Source organism: Crossiella sp. NPDC003009, from assembly GCF_053591555.1.
In genome coordinates, this window is record NZ_JBSFUA010000003.1 from 270,201 (window position 1) to 286,394 (window position 16,194).

The following is a 16,194-nucleotide window of genomic DNA, read 5'->3' on the forward strand; positions in this document are numbered from 1 at the left end:
TGGGGCGCCCTGCCTAGCTTTCCTTGAGTGTCCCTGATCCCTGATGTGAGCATCGACCTCTACCGCGCGGTCACCGGATTCGCCGCGAGCAGCCCGGAATGGGTGCGCTCGCTGGTGGAGTTCGGCACCGACGCCGGACTGTTCGTCTTCGGCGCCTTCTTCCTGGTCCTGTTCTGGCGGGCCCGCGACCGCGCGCCCCTGACCCTGGCCACCGCGCTGGCCGTGCCGCTGGCGGTGGTCGGCGGTTATGCGGTCTCCGAGGCGCTCAAGCTTGTCCTGCAAGAGGAACGGCCCTGCCGCGCGGTGGCCGGGGCGGCGGCCATCACGCACTGCCCCGAGGTCGGCGACTGGTCCTTCCCCAGCAACCACGCCACGCTGGCCGCCGGTTCGGCCTTCGCGCTGGCCTTCGTCTGGCGGCGCACCGCCTGGTGGCTACTGCCGCTGGCCGTGCTGATGGCCGGTTCCCGGGTGTTCCTCGGCGTGCACTACCCGCACGACGTGCTGGCCGGGTTCCTGCTCGGCGCGCTGCTGGCGCCCGCACTGGTCGCGCTGGTCGTGCGGGTGCTCGCGCCGGTGCTGGCGCGGCGGCTTCAGTCCAGGCCGCGGACCAGCCCGGCCTCGTAGGCCAGGATCGCCGCCTGCACCCGGTTGCGCACGCCGAGCCTGCTCAGGATGGTGCTGACGTAGGCCTTCACGGTGCCCTCGACCAGGTGCAGGCGGCGGGCGATCTCCGCGTTGGACAGGCCACCGCCGACGAAGGCGAGCACCTCCCGCTCCCGCTCGGTGAGGCGGCCGGTCTGCTCCCGCGCGGCCGCGCCGCGGGCCATCAGGCCGCCGCTGAGCTCGGTGAGCACCCGGTGCGCGACCTTGGGCGAGAGGTAGGCGGCTCCCTCGGCCACCGCGCGCACCCCGGCGATCAGCTCCCGTGGATCACCGGCCTTGAGCAGGAAACCGCTGGCGCCGTCACCGAGTGCGCGGGCGATGTAGGCGTCCTCGGAGAAGGTGGTGAGCATGACCACCGCGGTCCGCGGCGCCAGGCGGCGGATCTCCGCGGCCGCGGCCAGCCCGTCCAGCTTGGGCATCCGGATGTCCAGCAGCACCACGTCCGGCCGCAGCTCGCGGACCCGCTCGATGGCCTGGTGGCCGTCCGCGGCCTCGCCGACCACCTCGATCTCGGTGTCCACGGCCAGGATGGCCCGGACGCCGGCCCGGATCACCGCCTCGTCGTCGGCCAGCACCACTCGGATCACCGCAGCCCCCGTGCAATCACGTACTTGTAGATCAGCACCTCGCCCGCGAAGCACAGCTGGTGCACGTCGACCTGGTTGAACACCCCGGTCGAGGAACGGTAGTACGCGCAGCGCACCCCGGGCTCCGGTTGCAGGCCGCGCTCCGACGGCGGGTCGGCCATCTCGTAGCGCGGCAGCGCCTCCGCCAGCTCCGCCCTGGTCTGGCCGATCCGCAGCTGGTCGAACGGCTCCGGCTTGAGCACCGAGTTGACCGTGACGAAAAGGTAGACGCCGAGCACGCCGAGACAGAGCACGATGCCCGCGCCGACCGGGATGAACACCGCGGCCAGCAGGCCCCGCCACACCCGGCGCTGCGCCCTGGCCAGCTGACTCGCCGACTCCGAGCGCTCGGCCGCTTCCGGTTGCGGCGCAACGGACCTGCTCTGGTGCGGCAGCCGGGCGGCGACCCGGAACCCGCCCTGGTGCGGACCGGCGGTCAGGCTGCCGCCGAGCAGCCGGACCCGTTCCCGCAGTCCGAGCAGGCCGCGCTGCCCGGAGGCCAGGCCGTTGCCGGGCTGCCGCGGCTGCTCGTTGGTCACGGTCACCGCGGTCTCGCCGTCGCCGTGCTCGATCCGCACCGTGACCAGCGCGCCCGGCGCGTGCTTGGTGGCGTTGGTCAGCGCCTCCTGCACCACCCGGTACAGCGCGCGGTCCACCATCGGCGGCAGGGTCGCCGCGCCGGTGACCACCAGGTCGATGGCCATGCCGGAGGCGCGGGCGCGCTCGATGAGCTCGGCGGCCTGCTCGCCGACCGGTTCCAGCGGCACCGGGTCAGTCTCATCGCGCAGCACGCCGATGATGTCGCGCAGCGACTCGGTGGCCGCGGTGGCGGTGGCGCGCAGCTCCCCCGCCGAGCCGCGGTGGCGTTCGCTGAGGTCGGGCGCGATCTCCAGGGCGCCGGCCCGCAGCGCGATCAGGCTCAGTTCGTGGCCGAGCGAGTCGTGCATGTCCTGGGCGATCCGCGCCCGCTCCCGCAGCCTGGCCCGGTCGGCCAGGATCAGCTGCTGGCTCTCCAGCTGCTCCGCCCGCCGCCAGCCTGCGGACACCAGGTCCTGGTAGAGCCGCCAGCAGCGCCCGGCCAGCACCGGGAAGATCACCGCGAGCAGCAGCACGAACACGCCGGTGACCAGCTCGCCGACCGGCTGGCTGGCCAGGGTCAGCCACAGCGCGCCGGCCACGACCACGCCGGCCAGCCAGAGCAAGGCAGGCGGGCCGCGGTCCGGGCGGCGACCGGCCAGGAAGCTGAGCAGGGCGAGCAGGAAGACGAAGGTGAGCAGCCAGGCGGCGCCGAACATGGCCAGCGCCAGGCCGAGCGCGGGGCTGATCCGGCTGACGAACACCGCCACCAGGGTGAGCAGCACCACCCCGGCCACGGTCGGCCAGAACCACGGACTCGCCTTGGGCACCTGGCTACCGCCCACCGCGACCATGCCGAAGGTCAGCCACAGCGCCAGGTCAAGGGTCAGCGTGGTCGGGGTCCAGCGGGAGCGCACCTGCGCGAGGCTACGCAGCAGCGCAGTGCCCCGGTACTGCCGAAAGTCAACGGTGGCACTGGCATCGCGAACACGCGCTGTGCCAGCATCAACACCGACCGCAGTCGCCTGGGCAGGGGGAACCATGCCGGAACCAGTCCTCGCCACCATCGCCGCCGCACTGGCCAGCCGCCGCCACACCGGCCTGTACGAGCTGGTCCAAACCCGGTTCACCGACGACCGGACGGCGACCAAGGCGCTGGTCGCGGCCGAGGGCGAGGCGGCGGACTCCCGGCAGGTGCGCAAGCTCACCGCGGTGCTGGCCAGCGCCGAGGCGGCCGACCCGGAGTTCGGCGAACGGCTGCGCGCGGAGTGGGCGAACGCCGCCCAGCACGCCGAGACCGACGGCGTGACCAACCACATCTCCGGCACCGTGACCGGCAACGTGGTGCAGGCCAGGGACATCCACGGCGGAGTGCGGTTCACCTCGTAAGATCACCGCTCGTGCCTGGACAGCGGTGGGTGAAGGTGCCGATCGGGCCGCACAGTCCACAGTGGACGACGGTGCGGACCGAGCACACGGTGCTGGCGGTGGTGCACAACCTGACCGCGGCCACCCGCCTGCTGGACCTGCTGCCACTGGTCGCCGACGATCCCCGGGTGCAGGTGGTGTTCACCTGTCCCGGTTCCTCGCCGTTCTCCGGGCGGACCGAGGAATGGCTGCATGAACGCGAGATGGCGGTCATTCCGTGGAGCCAGGCGATCCAGGTGGAGTTCGACCTGGCGATCTCCGCCAGCTACGGCGGTGACCTGCGGGATCTGCAGGCACCCCTGGTCGTGGTGCCGCACGGAATGGGCTACAATAAATACTCGCCCGGAAATCGGAAATCGGAAATCGGAAATCGGAAATCGGTTTTCGGTCTTTCGTCCCGCTGGCTGCTCTCCGATGGTGAACTCATCCCGTCGCTGATCGTGCTCTCGCACGAGGAACAGCTGACCCGCCTGGCCGCCGCCGTGCCCGAGGCCGCCGAGCGTGCCCTGGTCGCCGGCGACCCCTGTTTCGACCGCCTGCTCGCCGGGCTGCCGCTGCGCCCCAGCTACCGCGCCACCCTGGGTGCCACGGACACCCAGCGGATCGTCCTGGTCTGCTCCACCTGGGGCCCGGACTCCTTGTACGGCAACGATCCACAGCTCATCCGCCGACTGCTCGAAGCCCTCCCGCTGGACGACTACCGGATCGTGGTCGCCCTGCACCCCGCGGTCTGGGACGCGCATTCCCGCTGGCAGCTGCACCGCTGGCTGGCCGAGTGCACCCGCGCGGGCGCGGTCGTGCTGCCGCCGGAGGAGGGCTGGCGCGCGGCCACCATCGCCGCCGACCTGGTCATCGGCGACCATTCCAGCCTGAGCTTCTACGCCGCCGCCCTGGGCCGCCCGGTGCTGCTGGCCACTGCCCCGGCGCACGCGGTCGATCCGGACTCCGCCGTCGGCCGGTTCCTCGCCACCGCACCACGACTGGCCGCCGACCTCCGCGCAGGCGTCGACCAGGCCATCGCCACCCACGACCCGGTTGCCGCGGCCGAGGTCACCAGCCTCGCCACCTCGGTGCCCGGCGAGTCAGCCCCGTTGCTGCGCAAGGCTTTCTACGAGTTGCTCGACCTGCCCGAACCCGGCACCCCGGCCCGCCTGGCCGCCCCGCCACTGCCCCCGGCGGCTCCAGAACCCGTTGCCGCCCAACTGGTCCAGGTGCAGCTCGACCTGCCCAAGGCCACCGTCACCCGCCACCCGGCCGAGCTGCTGCGCCAGCAGTCCGTCATGCCGCCCGGCGCGCACCTGGCCGCCGACACCACCGAGCCCTACCGCGCCTGGCTGGACCTGGCCGAGGTGGTGCTGCACACGCACACCCCGGTCACCGCGGAGTGGGTGGCCGCGACCCTGGCCGCGCTGCCGTCCTGCCAGGTCGCGGCGGGTCCGCTGGATGCGAGCAGCTGGCTCGCGGGCACCAGGGACGGCCGCGTCTTCCGGTACCTGGCCGACGGGCTGACCGGCAGGCTGGCCGCCTCGGTGCTGCGGGTGGCCGGTGACCTGCCGCCGGAGCTGACCATCGAGGTCGGCGGGCGGACCGTTCAGGCCACCCGGAAGTAGGCCACCGCCCGCTGCACCTGCCGCACCAGGCCCAGCTCGGCATAGATGTCGGCGGCGGCCCGGTAGTGCCGCTGGGCCGAGTCGTGCTCGCCCCGCGCGGTGGCCAGCTCGGCCAGGGCCTCGTGCACCTCGCCGCGGTCGAAGTCCCGCTCCAGCCTGGTCATGGTGTCCAGCGCCGCGGCCAGCGGAGTGCCCGCGTCACCGAGCTGTCCCGCCTCGATGAGCTTCTTTCCCTGCCACAACTGGACTTTCGCCGCGTTGTCCTGCTCGCCCAGCCCGCGGAACGTCGCCTCGGCGGCCGTGAGCAGCACCTGCGCGACACCCGGCTGTTCCGCCTTGGCGTCGTGCAGCTCGGCCAGTGCGATCCGGCGCGGATCCTCGATCAGCCGGGCACCGGCCAGGTTCTCCCGCAACAACTCCAGCGCCTCCGGGACCCGGCCCTGGTCCAGCAGCATCAGGCCAAGGCCCTCGCTCGCGCTCAGCCGCGCCTCCAGGTCCCCGGCCGTCCTGGCCAGGGCGATCGCGGCGTCGAAGGCGCGCTGGCCGTCGTCGAACTCCTCGCAGTGCCGGTGCACGAACCCGATCTGTGTCCGCAGCACGCTCTCCACCAGCGGCGACCGCAGCGCCTGCGCGGACCGCGCGGCCGCCTGGAACACCGCCAGCGCCTCCGGATGCCGCTTCAGCGCCAGGAACAGCGACCACAGCAGGACGCCGAACCGGACCACCTTCTCGTGCTCACCGGCCGCCTCAGCCAGTTCCACCACCGCGCGCAGGTTCTCGACCTCGACCAGCAGCCACTTCTCGGCGTTCTCCCGGCCAACACTATCCACTGTGGACAGTTCGGGGAACATCCGCGCGCGCCAGGGGCGGTTGGGGCACAGTGCCTGGTCCACGGACGCGGCGACGGTCAGGTAGCTGTCGACCGTCCTGGTCAGGATCTCGTCGTCCGCCCCGGCCGGGAACCGCCGGACCAACCCGGCGGCGTGCGACCTGATCCACGGGTGCATCGCGTACCGGTCCGCCGTCGGCGGCTCCACCAGACGCAGCCCCAGGAGCTCACGCATCCCCTTGCGCACCTCGGCCTCGGTCAACCCGGTGGCCGCGGCGAGCACACCGACGGACAGCGCGGCGAACCCGGGGTGCAGACCGTAGAACCGGTGGCAGGCCGCGGCTTCCGGGCCAAGCTTGCCGACCACCACGTCGAAGATCAGGTCCACCGGCTCGCCGCCGGAGGTGCGCATCGAGGTCACGCCGTGCCCGGCCGCGTCCAGCTCGGCGAGCAGCTCCCGGAAGTCCAGGCCGGGGGTCACCAGCAGCATCGCGCGCACCGCGTCCAGCAGCACCGGCACCCCGTGGCAGCGGTCGAGCACGGCCCGCACCGCCTCAGCCTGCTCCGCCATCAGCGGTACCAGCGGTTCGGCGAGGGAGAGGAACAGCTCGGCCATGTCGTCTTCCAGCGGCGCCAGCTCGATCGAGTGCGCGCCCTGCACGGCCAGTGCGCGGAGGTTGTCCGAGCCGGTGGCCAGCACCATCGACCGGCCGCGGCTGGGCAGCAGCGCGGTGACCTGGTTGGGCGCCACCACGTCGTCGAGCACCAGCAGGTAGGCCTTGCCCCTGGTCAGCTCGCGGAACAGGCTGGACAGCGCGCCCAGCTCGGTCGGCTGACCGGCCCTGGCGCAGCCCAGCTGCTCCAGCACCTCGGCCAGCACCTCCGCGGTGCCGCGCGGGCGGTCGGTCCAGGCGCCGAAGCCGACGTGGATCCGGCCGTCCGGGAACTCCGATTCGTGCTGGTTCCCCCAGTGCAGGCACAGCGCGGTCTTGCCGAAGCCCCGGCCAGCCGAGATCGTGGCCACGATCGGCTCGTGCTCCTCGGGCCGGTCCACCAGCAGCCGGTCCAGCGCGGCCAGCGGGCCGACCTGGTTGACGAAGGCGCGCGGCCCGCTCGGCAGGCTGGGCCGCCGCGCCGGGGACACCGCCCCGCTGTGGTGCAGGTGCACCCCGCCGTGCACCACCCCGACCTGGACCAGGTCCCCCATCACCCGGTCGACCTGGTTGTGGTTCTCCGCCCGCTCGTCCCGCATCGCCAGCTCCCCCGTCGTCGACGTGGGTCAGGCTACTGGCCTGGCGATGCGGGACGAGTGCGATCAGCGGACGGTGTGCCTGGTCTGCGGCACCAGGTCACCCTGACGGCTGATGCCGACCGCCCACACCGCGTTCGACCCCGGCACCGTGCTGAACGCCCTGGCCACGATGCCCGGATCGGCCAGGCGCTGCCAGGCGTTCGCGGCCGGGTCCCAGCGGAGCAGCACCGCGACCGCGCCCTTGCCACCGGCGGCCAGCAGCTCACCGGCGGCGGTGCGGCCGACCGCGCGCAGGCGACCGTCCGGGACCGGCGGGACCTGGGTGGCGGCCCAGGCGGAGCCGTTCCAGCGCAGGGCGAGGGGTTGTTCGACGCCGTTGACCGAGGTGGCGCCGACCGCCCAGGCTTCGGTGGGACTGACGCTGGTCACCGCGCTCAGCCAGCTGTGCCCGGCCAGCTGGGGCGCGGGTTCGGTGCGCCACTGGCCGTTGTTCAGGCGCAGCACCAGGGGGCGCTGCGGCTGGCTCGCGGTGGCGAACTGGGCGCCCACCGCGAGGGCCTGGCCCGCGCCGAGGGAGACGATGCCGTTCAGCTCGCCCTTGCCGAGGGCGGGCAGGGTCTGCCGCCGCCAGGCCGTGCCGTCCCAGCGCTGGACCGCCGGGGTGCCGTTCTTGATCGCGCCCGGCACCGCCTTGCCGGCCACCCAGACCGCGTTGTTCTCGGCCAGGGCAAGGGCTTCCGGGGTCATCGTGCCGCCTGGATCGGTGGCCAGCGCACGGCGGACCCAGCTGGACCCGTTCCACTGCGCGGTGCCCGCGCCCGCGGCCCACATGTCGGTGGCCGAGCGCACCGCCAGCGCCTGCGGGAAGCTCTCCGCGGGCAGGGTCGAGTGCTGGGTCCAGGCCCGGCCGTCCCAGCGCAGCACGAGCATGTCCGCCACGGTGTCGCTGCGCAGCCGGTAGCCGACCGCGTAGGCCTGGGTGTCGCTGAGCGCGGCCACCGCGTTCAGGTCGCCCTTGGCCACCGGGACCGGCACCGCCTGCCAGTTCAGCGTGTCCGCGCCGGCGGTCGGCGCGAGCAGCACGCCCACCACCGCCAGCGTCGAGGCCAGCCAGCGCCCGCTCATGACACGGTCCGCTTGACCACGAAGTCGAACCGGCCACCGTAAGCGCCGGAACCGTTGGCGTTCAACATGATCGTGCAGGCCCGGTTGATCAGCGCGTCCTGGGCGTTGAGCGCGGCGAAGTCCCGCCCGTAGGCGACCGTGTTGTCCGGGAAGTACAGCTGGGTCACCAGCAGCGGCCCGCCGGGCGCCTGCACGTGGGTGTGGATGTGCGGGGCCCGGCGGCCCCAGCGGCCGTAGTAGTCCCTGGGGATGATCGTCTCCAGCCGGTAGCCGCCGTCGGCCCCGGTGTACTGGTGCCCGCGCAGCGAGAACCCGCTGACGTCGTAGTCGCCGTGCTGGTCGCACTGCCAGAACTCCAGCAGCGCGCGGGGAACCGGCCGGCACCCGGTGTCGTAGACGATCCCGCGCAGGGAAAGGAAAACCCCGGTGATGGCCGGCGTGCGGAAGTCGGTGCGCTCTGGCGACTCGGGCCGGAACAGCGGGCCCTCCATCGCCGCTGGGGTCTCCCGGCCGGAGCAGGCCGGGGTCACCGGCGCCGGTGAGCCGTCCGCCGGTGGGCGGACCGGCTGGCCGAATGCCGCCACGGCCTGCCCACCGCTCGCGGTCACCCCGCCCGCGGCAAGCGCCGCCGCGGTCATGCCGAGCGCGCCGGAGCGGATGAATCGTCGTCGGGAACTTGCCTGTGGTGGTGGTGCGTCATCGCGCCGCATGATTCAAAGTTAAACTAGCTCGTCGGAGGCCGGGGTCCGCCGGAGGGAGGGCCGCGACCAGACTTTCGTAAGGTCTGGACATGTCGACGCGCCAGGACAGCCGCAGCGTGCTGTTCGTCGTCCACACAGTGGCCTCGGCCAACCGGCTGCTCGACCTGGTGCCGTTGTTCGACGCCGATCTGCGGGTTGAGCTGCATTTCACCTGTCCCGAGGATTCCACCGCACCGGAAGGAGTGGCGGAATGCTTTGCCGCGCTGGGCATCCAGCCACTGTCCTGGCGGGCGGCACTGGCCGCCAAGTTCGACCTGGCGATCACCGCGAACCACCGGGGTGACCTGCATGAGCTCAGCGCGCCGGTGATGATCGTTTCACACGGTGTGGGATATACTAAGAATTCGCCCGGAAATCGGAAATCGGAAATCGGAAATCGGAAATCGGCCTACGGCCTTTCGCCGGAGTACGTGCTGCGTGACGGCGAGGTCATCGCCAGTTCGCTGGTCCTCTCCCATTCCGAACAGCTCGACCGTCTGGCCCGGGACGTGCCGCAGGCCCTCGGTGTGGCCACCGTCGCCGGTGACCCCTGCCTGGACCGCCTGCGCGCCAGCACCCTGCTCCGCCGCCGCTACCGCGACCAGCTCGGTCTCCGGCCCGGCCAGCGCCTGATCGTCATCTCCTCCACCTGGAACCAGGGCTCGGTCTTCGGCGCCTGGCCACAGCTCTACGGCCAGCTGATGGCGGAGCTGCCGGTGGACGAGTACCGGGTGGCCGGGATCGTGCATCCTCATGTGTGGCACGGTTTCGGTCCGTTCGAGCTGCGCCGCTGGCTGGCCGACTGCGTGCGCGCCGGCCTGCTGCTCATCCCGCCGCTGGAGGGCTGGGGCGCGGCGCTGATCGCGGCGGACGCGGTGGTCGGCGACCACGGCGCGGTCACCGCCTACGGCGCGGCCCTGGACCGCCCGGTGCTGCTGGCCGCCTTCCCGGAACCGGAGGTGGTGCCCGGCACCTGCGTGCACCTGTTGGGCCGCACCGCGCCCCGGCTCGATCCCGCCCGCCCGCTGCGCCCGCAGCTGGACCGGGTGCTCGACGAGTTCCGCCCCGGGCAACACCGCGCGGTCGCCGACCTGGTGTCCAGCCATCCCGACCAGGCCGCCGCCCGCCACCGCGCCCTGGCCTACCACCTGCTCGGCCTGCCCGAACCCGCCACGCCAGCCCTGGTCCCGCTGCTCGCCCCAGACCGCCTGCCACTGCCCACGCGCGCCGCCGCCGTGCGGGTCACCGGCCGCCTCGACGGCGAGGCGGTGCACCTGACCCGGCACGCCGCCGACGTGCTGCGCGGCCGCCCGCTGGATGCCCCCGAGCTCGCCGACCCGCACCTGGTCGCGCACCTGCACCACCCGGACCGCACCCTGCGGCAGACCGCGGAAGTCCTGCTCTGCCAAGAAAACGAGCTGTCCTTCGAGGCCCTGCTCAGCTGCCGGATCTTCCTGCTCGGCGACGAGCTCCGCCTGCGCGACGGCCGCCGCTACCGAGTGGAGTCCATAGTGGACAGTGATCCGGCGCTGGCCGCCTCGGCCGTCCTGCTGCTGCCCAACCCGCCTCACGAGCTGCGCGTGGTCACCGGCGCGATCGAGCACCGGTTCCGGCTCACCCCGTTGGCCGCAGCCCCAGGCTGATCTCCAGCTGGACGATCTCCTGGCTGTCCGGCTCCAGCTCACGCAGCACGGCGAGCAGGCTGCGCAGCGAACCGTCCGCCCGGAACAGCTCCGCCGCCCGCCGCAACTCCGCCGTGCCCGGTTCGCCGAGCTCCCGCCGGGCCAGCCCCAGCTCCGCGGCCACCTTGGCCTGATTGTCGGTCTCCGCCGTCCCCGCGAAGTGCTCCGCCGCTGCCAGCAGCAGTTCCACCGCCTCGGCCGGCCGCCCGGTCGCCCGCAGCAACCGGGCCCGCTGCAACCGCAGGATCGCGAACGTACGCGGCCGAGCGGCATCCGGCACGAGGGTTTCCGTTGCCAGCCAAGACTTCTCGAACCACTCCGCCGCTTCTCCGGCGTCCCCGCGCTTCGCGGCGATCTTGCCCCGCCACTCCAGCGCGCTCTGCTGTCCCGACCCGTCCGCACAGCGCGCCGCGGCCTCGTGCTGCTCGGCGAAGCACTCATCCGCCGCCGCGTACTCGCCGACCGCGAAGTGCGCCGACCCGAGCTGCCCGGCCATCCGCATGATCGCCGCGTCCGCCTCCAACCGCCGGGCCGCGGTCAGCCCGAGCTGGTGCGTCTCGATCCAGTCGTCGTAGTGCCCGTGCAGGTGGTAGAGGCCCCACAGCGCTTCGCACAGCTGCCAGGCCGCCGCGTCGAACCCGTGCTGCTCGGCCAGCCGCACCGTGCCGCGCAAGGCGTCCCGATGCCCGGACAGCCAGGCCAGCGCCTCGGCCCTGCTGACCCGCGCCGGTGCCAGCTCGATGAACAGCGGCCCGGACCTCGGCCGGTCGGAGAGCACCTTGTCCCTGGTCACCGCGCCGTGCAGGTAGTGCTCGATGATCCGTCCGAGCACCTGCTCCAGCTCGCGGAAGCCCTCCTCGGCCAGCGCACGGGCGGCCGCGTCCCGCCAGACCAGCTCGTCCAGCCGGTACCGGCCGTCCTGCTCGGTCAGCAGGGCCAGGTCGGCCAGCTCGGCCAGCAACTCCTCCGCGTCTCCACCGAGCAGCGCGGTGGCCGCCGCGAGATCCAGCTCAAGGCCTGGGTGCAGGCCGAGTCGCCGGTAGGCGCGGCGGAGATCGGGTTCCAGACCCTGATAGGTGAGGTCGAAGGAAGCGGCCACCTCGTCGCGGCCTGCCCGGCCCACCGCCGCGAGCCCCTGCTTGGTGATCCGGTCCAGCACCTTGGCCGCCCTGCCCTGCGCGGCTGCCACCTGGGCGGCGATCACCCGCAGCGGCAGCGGACGGCCGCCGGTGAACTTGGCCACCGAGGTCAGCTGGTCCTGGGCGAGCGAGGCGGCGAGCGGCCCGAGGATGTGCCGGAACAACTCCAGCCGGTGCGGCATCTCCAGCCCGTCGATCTCGACCAGCCGGTAGCCACGACTGATGAGTCCTGGCGCGAGCAGCCTGCTGGTGGTCACCACGACCGCCGAGCCAGGGGTGGCCAGCTGGAACCAGTCGACCTGCCCGGCCGAGGTGACGTTCTCCAGAACGAGCAGCAGTCGCAGGCCCGCTGCCTTGTTGAGCAGGGCCTTGCGTCGTTCTTCTGGGCGGGCCGGCTGGGTTTCCGGCGGCATGCCCAGTGCGGTCAGCGCCTCGCCCAGTTTCTCGCCGACCGCCGCACCGGCATCCCGTTCCGGTCCATCGAGCCGGATGTGGATGTGTCCGTCCGGAAACCGGTCAGGGGTATCCCGGTACCACTTCACGACCGCGCTGAACCGGCCGGCGCCATCCGGCCCGCACACCGCCAGGAAGGTCGGCCGTCCGGCCGCGCACTCCTGCTCGTGCAGCGTGCTCATGGTCTGCCGGTGCCGGTCCCGGTTGACGAACCAGGCCGCGCTCGCGGGCAGCTCCCTCGGCGGCGCGAAGCCCGGCGCGGCGCTGTGGAAGTGCACACCGCCGTGGACCTGCCCGGCCTGCACAGCCCCTGCCACCGGCCCGGCGATCGAGTTCGCCGCCCCGTTCCCCTGCTGTTCCGCCACGCCACCCGACCCTACACACGCCCGGTGACCTGCGGTGGGCGAACGATCACGCCCCGCGCAGGACCTCCCCGACCAGGCGACCCGTCTCCGCCTGCCCCAGGTAGGCCCGTGCGGCATGCGGCTCGCGCCCGTTGTCCACCAGCCGGTGCGGCTCGACCACCCCCGCCGCGCCGGGGAACAGCCCGCCCAGCTCAGCCTCGGCCGCGATCAGGTCGTCCCGGTCCAGGATGTTCACCCAGCGGCGCAGCAGCGGTGGGACGTGCGGTGGCTGGGGCTCCAAGCGCTCGTAGATCACCGTGCGCAACCCGAGCGGGGAACCCAGGGTGACCAGCAGCGGCAGTGGATGGGCGAGGCGGTGCAGGGCCTCGTAGGCGACCACGGTGCCCAGGGAGTGCGCGACCACGATCTTGGTCTCCGGGCCGAGCTGGGCTGTCAGGCGTTCGACGATCTGGTTCCGGGTGTCCGGTTCGGTGAAGTACTGGGCGACTTGGCCGAGGGCCTGCCAGAAGTACTGCTCGGCCAGCGCGAACCCGAGCCTGCCGAAGGTGCTCATCCGGGTAGCCGCGCGCAGCAGCGGACGCAGCGCGGCACGCGGGCCCTGGGCGTCGGGGTGTTCGCCGGTGGCCACCGCGAGGGCGCGGGTGGCCTCGTCACGGTCCGCCGCCTGTGGGCCGCGGGCGGCGGCGTTGCGCAGGATGTCCGCGAGCAGTCCGGCGACCAGGTCCTCCTGGGCGGGCATGGCCACGCCCTGCTGGTCAGGGCGACCGAACAGGTCCGCGAAGTAGGCCAGGGTGGTCCGGCTGGGCAGTGCGTCGGCTTCGGGGGTGAACCCGGCCGCGCGCAGGCCGACCGCGAGATCGGCGGTCATGCTCGCGCCCAGGTCGGCCGGATCGTGCCGTTCCTGCCCGATCCCGTGCACCAGGACGACCTCGGCCACCGGTTCCCCCGATCTCTCGACACCCGTGGGTGCACCGTAGCCCGGCGGCTTGCCCGCGGCCGGGGCGGTGGGAGATCTTTCTCGGGTGGAGCGACTGGCGCTGGTGATCAGCTCGGAGTGGCATGCCTCGGGGCGGCTGGTGCCCGTGCTGGGCAAGCACGCCGAGGCGGTCGCCAGGGTGCTCACCGATCCGGTGACCGGCGGCTGGACCCCGGCGCTGCCCGGCCGCCCGCTGCTGCTGGACCCGACCGCGGCGGAGCTGGACGAGGCGCTGCGGCTGGCCTTCGAGCGCGCGCACCGGGAACGCGCGGTGCTGCTGGTGTTCTTCGTCGGCCACGGCGTGCTGACCGAGGACGACTACTACCTGATGGCCACCGACAGCACCGACCTGCCCGACTCGCGGGACTCGCTGCTGCTCGGCCAGCGGTTCAAGGAGCTGCTGCGCCGCTACTCCGGCCTGGACGGGCTGGTCCTGGTGGTGGACGCCTGTCACTCCGGCCGGGCGATCCGCGCCGCTGGCCGGCACTTCCTGGACCAGATCAGCCGGGCGCGGCGCCGGGTGGAGGTGCTGACCGCCTCCGACGACGACCCGGCCTTCGGCGCCTGCCTGGCCCGCGCCGTGGTCACCCAGGCCGCGATCGGGCACGCCGACTACGGCGAGCGGCTGCGGGTGGCGGATGTGCGCGAGCTGGCCAGGGACACCTGCCGTCTGCAAGTGCCGCAACAGTTCTCCTTCGACGGCACCAGCCAGCTCAGCGATGGCGACCCGGCGCTGTGGCTGCTGCACAACCCCGGTAGCCGCTGGCTGCGCTCGCCGCTGGCCGGCACCGCTCTGCTCGGCGAGGTGGAAAGACTGCTGACCAACCGGGTGCACCGGCCGGTGTTCGCCGAGGCCGGGCGCGCGCTGGCCGGGCAGGCCCGGTGCGTGGTGCTGCACGGGCCGAGGGGCAGCGGCAAGTCGGTGGTGGTGGCCGGCCTGCTGGAGCGGGGCACGCCGGTGCACGCGGCGATCCTGCTGCGCGGCGGCGAACTGCTGTCCCAGGTGGCCGCGGAGCTGCGCAGGCAGCTGACCGCGCAGGTCGAGGGGTTCGCCGAGGCGTTCGCGGCCTACTGCGGGCGCGGGGACCTGGTGTCGCCGGGGGCCGACCCGTTCGAGCTGAACCTGCTGGGCCCGTTGCGGCTGCTCCCGGCTCCGGCCGAGGTGCGGATCGTGGTCGACGGCGTGGACGCGCTGTCCGGCCAGCGGGATCGGCTGTGGGCCGGGCTGATCGCGCTGGCCACCGATCCGGCGGTGCCGGTGCGGCTGCTGGTCGCCACCCGTGCCGTGCCGGACGGGTTGGCCGGGGCCGAGGTGGTCGCGGTGCCGAGGGCCACCGTGGCGGAGCTGACCGAGTTCGCCCGGCTGCGCGAGCTGGAAGAGCACCAGGTCCAGCAGGTGGTCGAGCAGGCCGACGGGAACTGGGCGGCCGCGCACCTGTTCGCCGAAGGTTTTGTGCAGCGGCGCGGATCCGCCGACGGCGGCCAGGTCCCGCGCGGACTGGCCGAGGCCTACACCGAGCGGCTACGGCGGGCCAGGCTGCACGACGAGTCGGACCCGCTGCGCCCGCACACCAGGAGCGTGCTCGCCGCACTGACCGCCGCGGGCGCCGGGCCGGTGCTGCCGTTCCCGTTGCTGGCCAAGGCATGTGGGCTCACCGAGACGCAGACGCACGCGGTGCTGCCCAGGCTCGGCTCGCTGATCGTGCGCGGCCAGCCCGGCACCGCGGCCGAGCGGGCCGGTCTGGCCGAACCGGAGCTGGCCGAGCACCTGGCCGGCGGCACGGTGCTCGGCGTCGACCCGGCCGAGTGGCACGCCCGCCTCGCCGACGCCATCACCGAACTGGCCCCGCCGGGCAGCTCCGGCCCGATCGCGGACTACGCGGCGGCAGCTGAAGCCCGGCACCGCTGGCGGGCCGGCCGGTTCGCCGCGGCGCTGGACAGCCTGGACGAGCGCGAGGCGCAGATCCCGGTGGAGCAGCGGGAACGCTGGATCGCGCTGGCCCGGCTGACCGACGAGCAGTTCGGCGCGGACCACCCGCTCACCCTGCGCGCGCAGGCCAGGACCGGGACCTGGACCGCCAAGGCCGGTGACCCGGCAACCGCACTGGACACCTTTGCGCAGCTGCTCGACCAGGCCAGTCCGCTGCTCGGCGAGGACCATCCCGAGGTGCTGAACCTGCGGGAGAACCAGGCGTTCTGGCTCGGCGAGACCGGGAACTGGCCGCTGGCGCGGGACCTCTTCGACGCGCTCGTCGCCGACTGCGCCCGGCTGCTCGGACCGGAGCACCCGCAGACGTTGATGGCCCGCCAGCACGTGGCGCTCAGCGCGACGAAGTGTCGGCAGGAGCAGCGCGGCCTGGCGCTGTTCCACGAACTGCTGCCACTGCGCGAACGGGTGCTCGGCCCGGCCCACCTGGACACTCTCCGTACCCGGCACAACATCGCTTTCTGGGAGTCGTACCTGGCATACCCCCCCCCCGTCCGTTTTTCCTTCGCGGTGCTGGTCGACGACCTGGCTTCCTCGGTCGGGTCGGACCACCCCGAAACGCTCACCGCGCGTTACCACCAGGCGGTGTTCCTGCCGGAAACCGAACGCGCGCAAGCGATCGCGCTGCTGCGCGAGCTCCGGCCGGCCATCGAGCGGGTGCTCGGCCCCTGGCACGGCGACCTGCGCCGGCTCGACGCGAAGCTGGCCGAATATGAGGAGCCGGCCGGCAGGTAGCGCGGTGG

At 73.1% G+C, this 16,194-nt stretch carries 12 protein-coding genes; 5 read left to right on the forward strand and 7 right to left on the reverse strand.

Annotation, left to right across the window (positions count from 1 at the left end; translation table 11 throughout):
- Positions 1-27: 27 nt before the first annotated feature.
- The gene (locus tag ACWDY5_RS05375; RefSeq protein WP_449721057.1) at positions 28-624 is read left to right on the forward strand and encodes a phosphatase PAP2 family protein; all 597 of its coding nucleotides are present in this window, start codon (positions 28-30) and stop codon (positions 622-624) included.
- Here ACWDY5_RS05375 and ACWDY5_RS05380 read toward each other — a convergent pair.
- Positions 591-1,250, reverse strand: coding sequence for a response regulator (locus ACWDY5_RS05380; protein WP_449721058.1), 660 nt, complete (start codon positions 1,248-1,250; stop codon positions 591-593). The two genes, ACWDY5_RS05375 and ACWDY5_RS05380, sit on opposite strands and share 34 nt — an antisense overlap.
- A complete protein-coding gene (locus ACWDY5_RS05385) occupies positions 1,247-2,782 on the reverse strand; it encodes a sensor histidine kinase (RefSeq protein WP_449721059.1) in 1,536 nt (511 codons plus the stop codon). The genes ACWDY5_RS05380 and ACWDY5_RS05385 overlap by 4 nt, the downstream gene beginning before the upstream one ends.
- Before the next feature lie 124 nt (positions 2,783-2,906).
- On the opposite strand from ACWDY5_RS05385, the gene ACWDY5_RS05390 reads away from it, so the two are divergent.
- Entirely contained in the window at positions 2,907-3,254 is a 348-nt protein-coding gene (locus tag ACWDY5_RS05390) for a hypothetical protein (RefSeq protein ID WP_449721060.1), read from the forward strand.
- Between the two features lie 11 nt (positions 3,255-3,265).
- Complete coding sequence (locus tag ACWDY5_RS05395) at positions 3,266-4,903, forward strand: hypothetical protein (protein WP_449721061.1); 1,638 nt, start codon at positions 3,266-3,268, stop codon at positions 4,901-4,903.
- Here the strand turns inward: ACWDY5_RS05395 and ACWDY5_RS05400 are convergent.
- The 3 genes from ACWDY5_RS05400 to ACWDY5_RS05410 all read right to left on the reverse strand — a co-directional run bounded on the left by ACWDY5_RS05400 (position 4,885) and on the right by ACWDY5_RS05410 (position 8,819).
- Positions 4,885-6,984, reverse strand: coding sequence for an NB-ARC domain-containing protein (locus tag ACWDY5_RS05400; RefSeq protein WP_449721062.1), 2,100 nt, complete (start codon positions 6,982-6,984; stop codon positions 4,885-4,887). The two genes, ACWDY5_RS05395 and ACWDY5_RS05400, sit on opposite strands and share 19 nt — an antisense overlap.
- A 63-nt stretch (positions 6,985-7,047) precedes the next feature.
- A complete protein-coding gene (locus ACWDY5_RS05405; protein WP_449721063.1) occupies positions 7,048-8,109 on the reverse strand; it encodes a hypothetical protein in 1,062 nt (353 codons plus the stop codon).
- Positions 8,106-8,819 (reverse strand): dioxygenase family protein, encoded by a 714-nt coding sequence (locus ACWDY5_RS05410; protein ID WP_449721064.1) that lies wholly within the window; start codon positions 8,817-8,819, stop codon positions 8,106-8,108. The genes ACWDY5_RS05405 and ACWDY5_RS05410 overlap by 4 nt, the downstream gene beginning before the upstream one ends.
- Before the next feature lie 80 nt (positions 8,820-8,899).
- On the opposite strand from ACWDY5_RS05410, the gene ACWDY5_RS05415 reads away from it, so the two are divergent.
- Positions 8,900-10,492, forward strand: a complete 1,593-nt coding sequence (locus ACWDY5_RS05415; RefSeq protein WP_449721065.1) for a hypothetical protein — start codon at positions 8,900-8,902, stop codon at positions 10,490-10,492.
- Here the strand turns inward: ACWDY5_RS05415 and ACWDY5_RS05420 are convergent.
- Positions 10,464-12,488, reverse strand: a complete 2,025-nt coding sequence (locus ACWDY5_RS05420; RefSeq protein ID WP_449721066.1) for a hypothetical protein — start codon at positions 12,486-12,488, stop codon at positions 10,464-10,466. The two genes, ACWDY5_RS05415 and ACWDY5_RS05420, sit on opposite strands and share 29 nt — an antisense overlap.
- A 46-nt stretch (positions 12,489-12,534) precedes the next feature.
- Positions 12,535-13,425, reverse strand: coding sequence for a hypothetical protein (locus tag ACWDY5_RS05425; RefSeq protein ID WP_449721067.1), 891 nt, complete (start codon positions 13,423-13,425; stop codon positions 12,535-12,537).
- Positions 13,426-13,510: 85 nt separating this feature from the next.
- Between ACWDY5_RS05425 and ACWDY5_RS05430 the strand changes: the two genes are divergently transcribed.
- Positions 13,511-16,186 (forward strand): caspase family protein, encoded by a 2,676-nt coding sequence (locus tag ACWDY5_RS05430; RefSeq protein WP_449721068.1) that lies wholly within the window; start codon positions 13,511-13,513, stop codon positions 16,184-16,186.
- The last annotated feature ends 8 nt before the right edge of the window (positions 16,187-16,194 follow it).